The sequence below is a fragment of the Petrotoga miotherma DSM 10691 genome (genome assembly GCF_002895605.1).
Lineage (GTDB): Bacteria > Thermotogota > Thermotogae > Petrotogales > Petrotogaceae > Petrotoga > Petrotoga miotherma.
Genome location: NZ_AZRM01000046.1, coordinates 1 through 14,594, shown reverse-complemented (window position 1 = coordinate 14,594; position 14,594 = coordinate 1). Strand labels below are relative to the sequence as shown.

Below are 14,594 nucleotides of genomic sequence, written 5' to 3'. Positions count from 1 at the left end.
TCGAAACATTGGCTTCAATGGTTGAAAATGATACAATCAAAGAAGGGATATTTAAACTTTTAGATTTCACCGATGATATAGAAATATTATTTGGTGAAGATTTAAACTCTAAAGCGCTAAAAAAAATGGTATTTTTCTATACTACTTACAAATTAAATGCTAACCCCCTTGGCAGGGTGCTGTTTATAACTCAAAAATACTGTAATTATGAAAAAAATTACTATTTTTTGAGAGAGTATATTTCTAGGCTCTCAGAGATTATATCAAAAAATTTGTGAAAATGGTATATAATTTTGTTTATAGACTTAAGAGATAAAAGGTTTTAAAAGGGTCCCAGCTCGAAACTCTCTATGGCGGGCTGCGGGGTGAAAGGGCGCAAACTTAAAAATAGTAATAATCAGTTTTTAGGAGGTGTTTCGCTGAAATGGAAAAAAGAGACAAAGCTGAAGAAAGAGAAGAAAGAGCACAGCGAGAAGAAAGAGAAGAAATGAAAGAAACAAAAGAGAAAGAATCAAATCAAGAAGATATCGAATCGTTGAAAAAGAAAGTAGAGGAATTGGAAAAAGAAAATAAAGAGCTGAAAAACGAGTTAAAAAAGGTAGAAAAAGAAAGAGATGAATTTAAAGAGTATTCTATATATCTTAAAACTAAATTTGAAGATTACAAAAATTTAGTGGAAAAAGAAAAAAAGCAAATAAAATTGAGTACAACAAAGAAGATAATAGAAAAATTACTTGTTCCTTTTGAAAAGTTGAAGCTTTCTTTGAATTACAAAGATGAACCTGAATTTGTTTCGGCAGTTGAGATGGTTTACAAAGACATGTTGAAGGTCTTTGACTCCTTGAAAATGAAATTTATCGTTCCTCAAAAAGGTGATCAATTCGATCCATTCGAACACGATGTTATTGACAAGTTTGAAACGAAAGAAGTGAACGAATACTGCATATACGATGTCCAATCAATTGGTTACAAATTGGAAGGCGAAGTAATAAAACCAGCAAGGGTTATAGTTGCTGTTAAACCGAAGGAGAACACCCCGAACGGGGTCAAGGGAAAAGTTGAAGACAAGAAAAACCCTTGTGACGAAAATGCCGGTTCCGAGGAACAAACTGCGGAAGGAATCGACTCAAAAGAAGGTGATAAATAATTATGGCTGAAAGAAAAGATTATTACAAAATCTTAGGAGTAGATAGAAATGCATCACAAGAAGAGATAAAAAAGGCGTATAGACAAAAAGTTAAAGAGTGGCATCCTGATAGACACCGTGAAAATAAAGAAGAGGCAGAGCGNNGACTTTTTCGATATGTTCTTTGGTACACAAGGAAGCGGAGGTAGGTCTTCTTCTAGACAAAGAAACGTTGCCAAAGAACGTGGAGAAGATATTAATGTAGTAATCAGTTTAAAATTAGAAGAAATTATGTACGATGTTAAGAAAATTGTTGAGTACAACAGGTACGAAGTATGTCAGCACTGTCATGGTACCGGAGCAGAAAACGGCACCAGTTTTGAAACTTGTCCGAGATGTAATGGTAAAGGGGTTATAAGAGAGGAACAAAGGAGTTTTTTTGGTAGTTTTGTTAGAACATATACATGTCCAACTTGTAATGGAGAAGGTAGAATAATCAACCATAGATGTCCTTATTGTGCTGGTAGCGGAAAAGTTTTGAAAAAAGAAAAGATTGAAATTACGATTCCTGCAGGAGTTCCAAATAGCTATACTATGAGGATAAGAGGGAAAGGTAATGCAGGTAAGAACGGAGGTCCAAACGGTGATTTAATTGTTCAAGTAAGAGTTCTTCCCCATGAAAAATTTGTCAGAAAAGGGGCAGATTTAGAAACAGAGATCACGATAAATTATTTGAAAGCAGTTTTGGGAGGAACGGTCAAAATTCCCACGTTGGAGGGAGACATCGAAGAAGAATTACCAGAAGGAACCAACCCTGGAACCATTTTAAGGTTTAGAAATATGGGACTTCCGGAATTTGGTGGTGGCAAAAGAGGAGATTTATATGTCAAAATAAACGTGAAAATCAACAAGCCATCTAGAAAAGAGAAGAAGATCCTCAGCCAACTTTTAGAAGAAACAAATGTTGAATAATTCAGCTTGGGGGTATAAAGATTGAAATTTAATATCTCTGATCAAAAAATAGTTATCAAGGATTATATCATTATTACGGTGGGTACTTTGATAACTGCTATGGGTTTAGTTCTCTTCATGATCCCTTACAATATTATTGCTGGCGGAGTTAGCGGATTGGCTATAATATTAAATAATTTTTTTGGTTGGTGGGTAGGGATACAAATGTTCATTTATAATTTGATTTTGTTTTTTTTGGGGTTTTGGTTGCTTGGAATAGGATTTGGAATAAAGAGCATATACTCGGCTGCTTTGCTTTCTTTTTCCACCGATTTTTTTCAGCATGGTTTAGGCTTAGATCAACTGATCCCTACATTGATGAAAGAAACAGGAAATGCAGGTCTAGAAATGACCTTATTGGCTGCCTTTTACGGAGCTCTGATAGCTGGATTTGGCATGGGGCTAGTTATATGGAAAGGTGCAACTACAGGTGGAACGGATATAATTGCCATGATTTTCAACAAGTATCTCTCTTTAAGTGTGGGTACGGGTCTTATGATTGCTGATACTGTTATAACTGCATCTTCCATATTGATTAATCCTTTATTACCAATGTATGGAATAATCGCAATTTTCGTAACTGCAAAGACTATAGATGGGGTGATAGAAGGATTTGAATCGACAAGAACAATTTTGGTTATTAGCGATTATTATGATAAAATTAAAGAGGATATATATAGCAAATTAGATAGAGGAGTTACTTTTTTAAAAGGAGTAGGTAGTTACACTAATCAAGAAAAAAATGTTATAATGGTGACTATTTCCAGGTCAGAGATAGGCTTGCTTAAGAAGATTATAAGGGAGAGGGATAGCAACGCGTTTATGGTTATTTTGCCAAATAGTGAAGCTATAGGATATGGTTTCAAAAAAATATCGTAATAAGGAGATGATGGATAGTGGATGACCCCGGTGGTTTGTGGGGCTCATTAGTTTTGTTAATTGTTCTTTTGTTTCTTTCAGGATTTTTTTCTGGATCTGAAACTGCCTTGACTACAATAGGGAGATACAGGATAAGAGAACTGATCGATGAAGAAAAAGATGAGAAAAAAAGAAAAAAGTACCAACATTTTGTTGAAAATCCAAATCATTATTTAACTACGATACTTGTAATGAACAATCTTGTAAATATCTTAGCTACATCTACCGCAACAGTTTTTGCAGTGAGATTAATGCCATCTTCTCATAGTGGCGCTGTTGGTTTAGTAACGGCTATCATGACCATATTAATATTGATTTTTGGAGAAATAACACCTAAGGTATATGCTAGAGAAAATAGAGAAAAATATTTTAACTTTACCTTTTTCACAATCAATTTTTTAAATCAACTTTTAACACCTGTTGTATGGTTGCTTGTAAATTTTTCCAACGTGTTTATTAGACTTTTTGGTGGTGAGATCATCACCAATGCTCCACCACTAATCACAGAGGACGAAATAATTTCTTACTTGGACATAGGGCATGAAGAAGGGGTAATTGAGAAAAGTGAAAAGTACCTGATGCAAAGAAGTCTAGAAATGAAGGAGACTTCTGTTAAAGAAATTATGACTCCAAGAGTCGATATATTAGCCATTGAGGATACAAAAACTATGGAGGAATTGATCAAGATAATAAATGAAGAAGGATACTCGAGGATTCCTGTTTTCAAGGAAACGTTAGACAATGTTATTGGCATCGTTTACGCAAAAGATATTTTCAAAAAACTAGACGAGGTAAAAGATTTTACCAAATTGCAAAAATTAAAAGTTACGGAAATTATGCATAAACCATTCTTTGTACCCATAACGATGAAAATAAGAGATGTTTTTAGAATGTTTTTAAATAATCATACACATATGGCCATAGTTGTTGATGAATATGGAGGAACAGCAGGATTAGTTACTTTAGAAGATATAATAGAAGAGATGACCGGGGAAATTTTTGATGAGTACGATGACTATAGTGATGAAACTAATATAATAAGAGTAGCAGAAAATGTTATACTAGTGGATGGTACAACACCAATTAACGATGTCGAAAGAGAGTTGGACATAGAATTTCCAGAAACTGAGTTTGAAACCATTGGTGGATTTTTACTTGAAAGGTTCAAAAGATTTCCTAAACCTGGTGAGATATATTATCTGGAAAATTATGAATTCGAAGTAATTTCCGTAACCATCAACAAGATCGATAAAGTCAAAATAACTGTACATCCAAAAATGCAAACAGAAAACCAAGAAGGGAATGATAAAGAGAAGGATGAACGATAAAAATATTGTTGAAAAATTGTATGAAGAAGCTATGAAAACAAGAGAAAATGCATATGCACCTTATTCTAATTTTAAGGTAGGAGCATGTTTATTATCAAATGATGGAGAAATCTTTTCAGGTTGTAATGTGGAAAATGCTTCGTATGGATTATCTATTTGTGCTGAAAGAAATGCAATATTTTCTGCTGTTGCCAAGGGCAAACGTGAGTTCAAAGCTATGTTAATCGTTGCACAAGGTGAGGCACCTGTAAAACCATGTGGGGCATGTAGACAAGTAATGGCTGAGTTCGGGGATTTCGACGTTTATCTAGCAAATACAAAAGGGAAAATAGAAAAGACGAAAGTAAGTGAGTTACTACCAAATGCCTTTGGCCCCAAAGATTTGTGAAATAGGTAAAAATTTGTTAAATGCTGGGAGCTGTGGGAAAGCCTTTTATACTTCCTTATGGGCGGGGTAGCGGGGTGAAAGGGCGCTAATAAAGACTAAGCATAGTTTACAAAAAAGTTCATTTTTCAAAAATAGGATTTTAATTTTAAAAGGGTTACAGGGCGAAGCCCTCCCCTTGCTGGGCTAGGGACCTCAGGTCCCTGATAATTCCATATCTTGGAGGCATTTAGATGGATAATGAAGAAGTAAAAATCGTCATCGAAAAATTAGTCTACGGTGGATACGGCATGGCACGTTATGCCGGCAAAATCTACATGGTAAACAACGTTTACCCTGGAGAGTTTGTCTCCGTTATTCCAACAAGAACGAATAAAAATTTAGTATTTGCGGATCTAAAAGAAATCATACAACCATCCCATCAAAGGGTATCCTCCAAATGCAAACACTTCCCTGAATGCGGAGGTTGCCAATGGCTCGATTATGATTATCAATCCCAACTAAAATCAAAAACAGAGATAGTAAAAGAACAGTTAGAAAGAATCGGTAAGTTAGATAGTTCCCTTGTGAATGACATAATCGAAAGCGATTTAATCTGGGGTTACAGAAACAGAATGGAATACGCTTTTCAGAAAAATAATAACTTAAAATTAGGTTTAAATATTGCCAATTCAAACAAGGTTCTTGATATCTACTCATGCCCAATCTCACCTAATTTATTTGATAACATAAGAAATAAATTCAGAGAACTAGTTAATAAATTGAATATCGAAATATACGACAAAAACTCAAAAAAAGGAATCTTGAAACATTTAGTCATCCGAAGATCCTTTTCCAAAAATCAAACGATGGTTATTATAGTTACCAACACAGAGTATTTGCCTTATGAAGAAGAGATAAAACAGTTTTTTCAACAGAATTTCCATCCTTATTCACTCATTCACTTGATGAACAGTTCCGATAGCGTTGTACTACGGGGACCTTACAAAACGCTTCTCGGTGAAGGAGTATTAAATGAGGAGTTTGATGATTTTAAATTCCAAATTCCACCAACTGCTTTTTTTCAAAACAACTACAATGTTACACAAAAGCTATTAAGGCACATATTAGAATATTTCAAAAACAACACACAAAAAGATGACACTATGTTAGACTTATACTCTGGTGTTGGACTATTTTCAATATACTTTTTACCGCTCTTTAAACATATAGAATCCGTTGAAACCTCCAAAGTTTCAGTAAAAGCGGCGATCTCAAATTCTCATATAAACTTTATTAAAAACGTTAATTTCATATTAGCAAGTTCAAAACCGTATCTCATGAAAAATTCCGATAAAAGATTTGACTATGTCATCTTAGATCCCCCAAGAAAAGGTTTGGAAAAGAAAGAGATCCAATTACTTTCTTCTATGGCAAAAAAGGGGATTATCTATGTATCTTGTGACCCTTCAACTTTTGCCAGAGATCTCAATATATTTACAAAAAATGGATTCACTCTAAAATCAGTTCAACCATTTGATATGTTTCCACACTCATACCACATCGAAAACGTCGGCATTTTAGAAAAAAACTGAAGTGGGCTAACTGTGGGCGGGCTGCGGGGCGAAGGGGCGCTAATAAACTCCCAACAATTGAAAGGAGGCTTCTATGAAATTTTCTACTAAAATAGAATCATTACAACCATCTGCAACTATCGAGTTAAACTCAAAGGCTTTAGAACTACAAAACAAAGGATACGAAATTGTCAGGCTGACAGCTGGAGAACCTGATTTTGAGACTCCTCAGCCTATAATAAACGCAGCTTACCAAGCCATGAAAGAAGGAAAAACCAAATACACGGACAACAAGGGAATAAAAGAACTCAGACAAAAGATAGCTCAATATATAAATAAAAAATACTCAACTAATTACAATGAGAACAATGTAATCGTAACTAATGGGGGAAAACAAGCTTTATTTAACTCACTCTTTTTGATAACAAACCCGGGTGATGAAATAATTGTAATTGATCCATCTTGGGTCAGTTACGACGCACAAATTAGAATGGTTGGTGGAATTCCCGTTCACGTTAAAGCTACGAAAGAAAATAACTACATACCAGAAAAAAAACATCTAGAAAACGCTATAACCAAAAAAACAAAAGCCATAATAATTAATTCTCCCAACAACCCAACAGGTGTGGTTTACGATAAAGAGTTTATGAGCTTTATTTCAAAACTCTCCATCGATCATGACTTTATAATCTTAAGTGATGAAGTATATGATGCCCTTGTATACGATGGTGATTACACCTCTATGGCGAACTTTGAAAAATCAAGAGATAGAACAATATTTGTAAACAGTTTCTCAAAAACCTGGTCAATGACGGGATGGAGAGTGGGATATACGATTGCCAACGAAAAAATCATAACTCAGATGGCTAAGATTCAATCTCATTCAACTTCTAATGTGAACACACCCTCCCAATATGCTGCACTTAAAGCCTTAGAAATAGACAATTCTTACATGGTAAAAGAATTCAAAAAAAGAAGGGACTACTTGTACGCTGAATTCATAAAACTCGGTTTAACTTTTCACAAACCAAAAGGTGCTTTCTATTATTTTATCGACATATCGAAGTATGGATTGAACGATAAAGAATTCTGTGAAAAATTACTCGAATATGGTTTGGCAGTCGTTCCGGGCTCGGCTTTCTTTTGCGATGGACACATCAGACTTTCTTTTGCAGCCTCTATGAATGATTTGCAAAAGGCGGTTGAAATACTTAAAAAGTTCCTAACGGATTTGGAGACGGAAAGAGTATGAAAATTGATTTATTAGTAGCTGAGATAGGAAGTACAACAACCGTGATCACAGCTTACCAGCTCATGGAAAAGAGCGTTAAACTAATAGCTCAAACAGAAAGTTACACAACCATAGACAAAGGTGATGTAACCATTGGAATAGAAAAGGCACTAAAAAATATGGAAGAAAAAGCTAATGATAAAATAAGTTGGGAAAAATTTTTAGCAACCTCTTCTGCTGCCGGTGGGCTAAGTATGACGGTCCATGGATTGGTATTCGATATGACAGTCAGGGCAGCGAAAGAAGCGGCGTTAGGGGCTGGGGCTATTTTAAAATATATCACATCCGGCAAACTTAGAGAAACCCATTTGAAGCAAATTTTAAAGATTAAGCCGAAATTGATTCTCTTATCAGGTGGAGTCGATTACGGAGAAGAAGAAACCGTTCTTTACAACGCTGAATTACTCTCTAACTTGCCTTTAGACATCCCCATAATATACGCAGGAAACACTGCTGTAAAAGAAGAAATAGAAGAAATCTTCAAAGAAAAGAACAAAAATATAATCATAACAGAAAACGTCTACCCTAAAATAGATCACCTCAACGTTGAACCGGCAAGAAAAATAATCCAAGAGGTTTTCTCAAAACACATAATTCATGCCCCAGGTATGGAAAAAATCTATGATGTAGTGGATGAAGAAGTCATTCCTACCCCTGCGGCTGTTATGAACACCACTGAATTACTAAATGAACTGTATGGAGATGTTCTAACAGTTGACATTGGAGGAGCTACTACTGATATAGACTCTGTTACCGATGGCTCACCAGAAATTCAAAAGATTTTAGTATCTCCACAACCCCGTTCTAAAAGAACAGTCGATGGAGACATGGGAATATACATAAACGCACATAACGTAGTTGAAATGATAGGCAAAGAACAAATAAAAAAGGACTTTGAAAACTACGAAGAGATACTAAAAAATCTATCCCCTTATCCACAAAACGATGAACAAGAAAAATTTGCAACTTACTTGGCAAAGTTTTGTTTCTTGACATCCCTAAAAAGACACGCTGGAAGAATTGATTACATCTTTACTCCCACCGGAAGAAAAAAGGTGGCTCAGGGAAAAGATCTAACCGCGGTTAAAATCATCTTTGGCACCGGAGGAATACTATCAAGGTCGAAATACAAAAAGGAAATATTTGAAAGCTTAAAGCAGCTAAAAAATTCAGATGACCTATTACTACCATCAAAAGAGGTAACCTTCGCCTACGACAAAAATTACATATTCGCTAACATAGGTGTTATCGCAAACCTCGACAAAGAAATAGCAAAGAAAATATTACAAAATGATATAGAATGGGTATAGGGTGGGGTTTAAGGGCGAAGCCCTCCTTTCCTTAGATGGGTGGGGTGCGGGGGAAAGGGCCGCATATCAAAAGACTAGGAGTGAAAAAAAATGATAAAAATCGGCGCACATATGAAAATCTCAAAAGGCTTCAAAAAAGTCCCTCCTGACACAGCAAACATTGGAGGCAACACCTTCCAAATCTTCACAAGTTCACCACGGGTTTGGAAAGTAAACCCACCAAAAGAAAGCGATGTAGAAGGCTTCAAAAACGCAATGAACGAATTCAACATAAATTTTGAAGACGTCTTAGTTCATTCAAGCTACTTAATAAACCTCGCCTCTCCAAAAGACGACATCAGAGAAAAATCCATAAATGCAATGATAGAAGAAATAAAAGCCACAGACCAATTAGGAATACACCACTACAACTTCCACCCAGGAAGCCATTTAGGCGAAGGAGAAGAATTCGGCATAAACAAAATATTAGAAGGGTTAGATACCATCTTCAAAGAAGTCCAGAATACAAGAGTAACTATCTTGCTCGAAAACGTTGCACAAAAAGGTTCAAACATAGGATACTCCATGGAACAATTGGGAAAAATAATAAAAAACTCACCATGGAAAGAAAGATTAGGCATAACCTACGATACCTGCCATGGATTCGACTCAAACTATGACATAAGAAAAAAAGAAGAGGTACAAAGACTATTAGACGAAATTGACAAATACATCGGCTTAAATAAACTAAAAATGATCCATCTAAACGACTCAAAATATGACGTAGGCGCTGCTAAAGACAGACACGAATTTATAGGCAAAGGATACATAGGAAAAGAAGGATTTAAAACCTTCCTCTCTTTCGATGAAATATCTAAACTACCTCTGATACTTGAAACCCCTGGAGATGATCCCGAGCATAGTCAAGATATAAAAGTAGTAAAAGAGATCTTCAAAGAATTAGGAAAGCTTTAAAAAATACCCCCTGCTGGGGGTATTTTTAAACGATCCCTTGATCCATCATCGCTCTTGCTACCTTTAGAAAAGCTGTCACATTAGCCCCAAAAACAAGGTCTCCGTCTTTCTTGTACTCTTCAGCTGTCGTCTTTATACTACTGTAGATGTTCTTCATTATCTCTTGTAGTTTTTTATCTACCTCTTCAAAACTCCAAGACTCCCACATACTATTTTGAGTCATTTCTAAGGCAGAGGTAGCAACACCGCCAGCGTTGGCAGCTTTAGCTGGGGCAAACATAACGTTATTTTTTTGGAAACATTCAATAGCTTCTGGGGTGCACGGCATATTAGCGCCTTCTGCTACCACTAAAACACCGTTATTCACAAGTGTTTTTGCTTCTTCTATATCAATTTCGTTTTGAGTGGCACATGGGAAGGCAATATCACATTCAATTTTCCAAATATTTTTACTATTATCGTTATACTCTGCCGAAGGATAAGTTTTGAGATACTCAACTATTCTTCCTCTTCTTTTTTCTTTTATATCAATTACAGAATTTAAATCTATTCCTTGTGGATCGTATACCATTCCGTCAGAATCACTAAGGGCTATAACCTTTCCACCGAGTTCTAAAACTTTTTGAGCCGTGTAAATAGCCACGTTTCCAGATCCAGAAACTACTACCTTCTTGTCTTCAAATGTTTCACCAACATCTTTTAGCATTTCTTCAACAAAATAAACCAATCCATAACCTGTTGCTTCTGTTCTCGCTAAACTTCCACCCCAGTCTACACCTTTTCCTGTTAGGGTGCCAGCTTCAAAACGGTTGGTAATTCTTTTGTATTGACCAAAGAGATACCCTATTTCTCTGTTCCCAACACCTATATCTCCTGCTGGAATATCCGTTTGTGCCCCTATATGTCTATATAATTCAGTCATAAAACTTTGACAAAATCTCATAACTTCGGAATCTGACTTCCCCTTTGGATCGAAGTCACTGCCACCTTTTGCTCCACCTATAGGCCTTCCAGTTAAAGCATTTTTGAAAGTTTGTTCAAATGCAAGAAACTTCATGATTCCTGGGTATACAGTGGGATGAAAACGCAATCCCCCTTTATAAGGCCCTAATGCGGAGTTAAATTCAATTCTGTATCCCCTATTAACATGAACGTTACCTTGATCATCTACCCATGGAACGCGAAAGATAATCTGCCTTTCAGGCTCAGTTAACCTTTCTAAAATCCCGTCTTTCTCAAATTCAGGATACAGTTCAACAACTGGTTTTATACTTTCAAGAACCTCACGTACCGCCTGGTGAAACTCAGTTTCTCCAGGATTCTTTACAACTACCCTTTCAATTATGCTGTCAACATAATTTTCTTGGGTTAATTCAATAGAGTCTCGCATGGTTACCTCCTCCTTTTGGCTTTTCCCCGGTATACTTAAGAAAGAACAAACAACAAGAAATTATCTTCATAGTAAACAATTCAATGAAATATATTTCATTATTGCTAATAAATGGTAATGAATATATTTACTCACTTTTTTCGATTATACACAAAACTTGCAAATTCGCAAAATTTTAAAATTTTTTGTTGAAAATGCTTAAAATTAGGTATTTATGGTATTTTTTGATGATATATTATTACTGAAGAAAGCAAATTAAAAAAATATTTATATTTTTTTAATAAAAAATTTATCTTTCTTAGATTCTTGAGTGAGTACCTGGAGGTATGCGGAAAGCTGAAAAAACTTAAAGAAGTACAAAAAAGTGGTGGGCGCTGTAGGGTTTGAACCTACGACCTTCTGCGCGTGAAGCAGACGCTCTCCCACTGAGCTAAGCGCCCCAAAACTCTTCTAAACTATTATACAATATATTTTAAATCTTGTCAATGAAAGTAAAAATTACTCTTTATAAGCTTGAAAACATCTCAAATTTCCATCGATAGCCTCAACCTTTGAAACCTTAAACCCTTCTTTCTCAAATAACGAAATCAACTGGCTCGTTGTTCTAAGCACCCTAAACTTTGGAATAAACCAAACCACGTTCTCTCTATCCTTTAAATCAGGAACATACACAAAGGCTAAAACATTTCTTGCTTTCTTTAAAATATCACTCACATTATAATTTTTCTCAAACTCTCCTACAATTAAAATATTGTTAGAATTATCTTTTACAGAAACACCCAAATCTTCAAAAACACTTTCATACTTCTCTTTATCAACTCCAAGAACCTTGACATCTTTAAAACCGCTATCAATTAGCCCCTTTAAAATAATTTCCTTTTTGATCTCCAAAGGAATAGACTTGTAAGCTCCTTTCTCACGCTCTTCGTAAATCCTCAAAGCCTCATCAGAAGGATAAGGGGAAGCGTACATCAAAGTATCTGATCTCTTCCAACTTCGAATGGGATGAATAATTCCTAACTGGGAAAACTTTTCGGAAATATTCCCCACCCAAATCATTTCATCGTCACTTTTCATAAAACTAATCTGAGTATTTGGATAAAGCCCAGAATAACTGTATCTGCCAAACGATATATCAGCAAGTTTGTTATTCTCTTCTACAGCTTTTAGATGCAAATCAAAGGCTTTTTTAATATCTTTTTTTTCATATATCTTAGCAAGCCTATAATAATAAAAAGGAAATTCTTCTATATTTTCTACTTTTTTCAACAACATTTCAGCCTTTTGTGGATCTTTTTGAATAAAAGATATCCCCGAAATATACAAAGCCAATGGAGCATCAGAAATAAGATAAAGTTTTTGTGCATTCTCTTGCCCAATGTACCCCATAATATCGAAAATGAATTCTTTCCCAGAAGCAAAATGGGCATATATCTCTTCGTAAACCCCATCCATCTCAGGGTCCAACTTAGTGCTCAAATCCTCAATTATAGGCTTAATAAACCGTGAAAGATCAGGAAGTATTTCTAAAGACTTTTTATACTGAGTCAGAGCTTCTTTGAACCTTTTCAATCTCAGATAACAATCCCCTAATAAGGCGTATAAAACCCCTTGAATCTTTTCGTCTTCAATCTTTCTTAAAGTAGAAAGGGTCTTCAACGTATCAACAGTATCTTTTGTGTTTTGCAAAACTGAATAAAAAAGCAAAATTCCAGGTATACCGTTTTTTTCTACAAAATTAAGATAATCATCTTTAGTGATAAAATCTAAAAGTTGGTCTTCTGATGTCTTCATCTTCTTTATTATGTATTTTGAAAGTTCATTTCTACAAGATAATTTATCTAACAAGTTTTCATCGACTTCCACTTCTAATTCAGCAATTTTTTCAACGATGTTGTCATAATAAATAACAATTCCTGATTTTTCTACACCTTCAACCATAACTTTAAACCCGGGTAATACCTTTTCCCACTCTTCCTTATCTGCCGTGAGGCTGTCTTTTTTATCTTCAACACCCTCTTTAATATCGTTCAACAAAACATACAAATTCTTTTTATCAATAGTAATGTTCTCATCTTCACCAAATGCAAGGGAAATATGATTATTGAACCCTTCAAAATCTTTTCTTTTCAACATTGCACGAGCCATCAAAATGTGTGCCAAAGGCACTTGCTTAAAAGACATGATAGTCCAATCAAAATTCTCTACATTTTTCATAGCTTCATCTAAGACTTTAAAAAACTTTTCTCCCCACTCGATTAGCTCATCCCAATCGCATGATCTTTCGTACAAAGCCATCATGCCAAAGTAAGGATCAGGATACTGAGGGGTAGCATCTATACACTTTTGTAGCAATTCCTTACCCAGGTCTTTTAAACCCCCAAACACGCAGTCCAATCCAAACAAGTACAAAAACTCAAGACCTATGGCAGGAACTCTGCCCACTTTCTTTATCTCTGCCAACGTCTCCCAAGCGACTTGGTTCTTCTTATAAGTATACCCTCCGATAGACTCTGTTTTGTACAACTGAACTAAGTAATACAACCTCTCTATAGGATGTTTCGCTTCCTTTAGCTGCTCTCTTATTAAAGTACTGGTTCTTTCATACTTCTTTCTCTTCAAAACCCTTGTCCAGATGTAACCGTAATGGAGAATCGGAAAATTACCTCGAACCACCTTTGGTTTATATATAGCTTGATTATGTACAACGTTTTTGTATTCAATGGTACCTTTTCTAAAAATTCTTGGAGTCGAAGCAACTTCGGTTCTTGTGCAGTCAATATCCATATAACTGATTGTTGGTATATAAACAGTATTAACATCTTTTGCCTGTTTCTTAAGAAACTCTCTTATATTTCTTTTAAATGCTTCTGACACCTCTTCATCCGCATCGTATATCAAAACCCACTCACAGGTTGGAAACTTCAAAGAATAGTTTCGAGCCTCAGAAAAATCATTCTGCCACTCATGAAAGTACAACTTATCGGTATACTCTTTAACTATCTGAGGTGTTCTATCCGTAGAACCCGTATCAACAACGATTATCTCATCTGCCACATCCTTAATAGCCTCTAAGGCGCGTCTAATATTAGCCTCTTCGTCCTTTACGATCATAGCAACAGACAACAATTTTTCATTATCAGAACTCATACACTTTCCTCCTATCAAAAAGCTACATCTATTATATCATTCTTGTTCATTCTATTTATTTCCTTAAGGGGCTTTCTCTAATCAAAGAAAATCTTCCTAAAGGCGTCTTTCTAACCATAGAAAAAATTCCATAAAGGGCGGCGGGCGTTCAATAAAAATAAAATTCCTTAGGGGGCGG

General features: G+C 35.4%; 12 protein-coding genes, 1 tRNA gene and 1 pseudogene. 11 read left to right on the top strand and 3 right to left on the bottom strand.

All coding sequences use genetic code 11. From position 1 onward, the window contains the following. The 11 genes and pseudogenes from X928_RS10125 to X928_RS08500 form a co-directional block, all read left to right on the top strand. A pseudogene (locus X928_RS10125) lies at positions 1–278 on the top strand (hypothetical protein); the annotation flags it as partial. A gap of 146 nt (positions 279–424) precedes the next feature. Then, positions 425–1,147 (top strand): nucleotide exchange factor GrpE, encoded by a 723-nt coding sequence (locus X928_RS08540; protein WP_103079353.1) that lies wholly within the window; start codon positions 425–427, stop codon positions 1,145–1,147. A 2-nt stretch (positions 1,148–1,149) separates the two neighbouring features. Further along, positions 1,150–1,335: a DnaJ domain-containing protein gene (locus tag X928_RS10455; RefSeq protein WP_245857218.1), complete on the top strand. Its 186-nt coding sequence runs from the start codon at positions 1,150–1,152 to the stop codon at positions 1,333–1,335. Beyond that, on the top strand, positions 1,304–2,098 hold the full coding sequence (locus tag X928_RS08535) for a DnaJ C-terminal domain-containing protein (protein ID WP_245857217.1): 795 nt from the start codon (positions 1,304–1,306) through the stop codon (positions 2,096–2,098). The genes X928_RS10455 and X928_RS08535 overlap by 32 nt, the downstream gene beginning before the upstream one ends. A gap of 21 nt (positions 2,099–2,119) precedes the next feature. After that, positions 2,120–3,016 (top strand): YitT family protein, encoded by an 897-nt coding sequence (locus X928_RS08530; protein WP_103079352.1) that lies wholly within the window; start codon positions 2,120–2,122, stop codon positions 3,014–3,016. 17 nt (positions 3,017–3,033) lie between these two features. Continuing rightward, complete coding sequence (locus X928_RS08525) at positions 3,034–4,383, top strand: hemolysin family protein (protein WP_103079351.1); 1,350 nt, start codon at positions 3,034–3,036, stop codon at positions 4,381–4,383. Continuing rightward, a complete protein-coding gene (cdd, locus tag X928_RS08520; RefSeq protein WP_245857216.1) occupies positions 4,358–4,771 on the top strand; it encodes a cytidine deaminase in 414 nt (137 codons plus the stop codon). Before X928_RS08525 ends, cdd begins: the two co-directional genes overlap by 26 nt. A 230-nt stretch (positions 4,772–5,001) precedes the next feature. Further along, on the top strand, positions 5,002–6,342 hold the full coding sequence (gene rlmD / locus X928_RS08515; RefSeq protein ID WP_103079350.1) for a 23S rRNA (uracil(1939)-C(5))-methyltransferase RlmD: 1,341 nt from the start codon (positions 5,002–5,004) through the stop codon (positions 6,340–6,342). A gap of 73 nt (positions 6,343–6,415) precedes the next feature. Beyond that, the gene (gene aspC, locus X928_RS08510) at positions 6,416–7,573 is read left to right on the top strand and encodes an aspartate aminotransferase (protein ID WP_103079349.1); all 1,158 of its coding nucleotides are present in this window, start codon (positions 6,416–6,418) and stop codon (positions 7,571–7,573) included. Then, positions 7,570–8,922 (top strand): GlmL-related ornithine degradation protein, encoded by a 1,353-nt coding sequence (locus tag X928_RS08505; RefSeq protein WP_103079348.1) that lies wholly within the window; start codon positions 7,570–7,572, stop codon positions 8,920–8,922. Before aspC ends, X928_RS08505 begins: the two co-directional genes overlap by 4 nt. A 90-nt stretch (positions 8,923–9,012) precedes the next feature. Next, entirely contained in the window at positions 9,013–9,876 is an 864-nt protein-coding gene (locus X928_RS08500) for a deoxyribonuclease IV (RefSeq protein WP_103079347.1), read from the top strand. Positions 9,877–9,901: 25 nt separating this feature from the next. On the opposite strand, the gene gdhA is transcribed toward X928_RS08500, so the two are convergent. The 3 genes from gdhA to X928_RS08485 form a co-directional block, all read right to left on the bottom strand. Beyond that, entirely contained in the window at positions 9,902–11,266 is a 1,365-nt protein-coding gene (gene gdhA, locus X928_RS08495) for an NADP-specific glutamate dehydrogenase (protein WP_103079346.1), read from the bottom strand. 365 nt (positions 11,267–11,631) lie between these two features. Beyond that, positions 11,632–11,706, bottom strand: a tRNA-Val gene (locus X928_RS08490). Positions 11,707–11,764: 58 nt separating this feature from the next. Continuing rightward, positions 11,765–14,416, bottom strand: a complete 2,652-nt coding sequence (locus X928_RS08485; protein ID WP_103079345.1) for a glycosyltransferase — start codon at positions 14,414–14,416, stop codon at positions 11,765–11,767. Positions 14,417–14,594 lie beyond the last annotated feature (178 nt).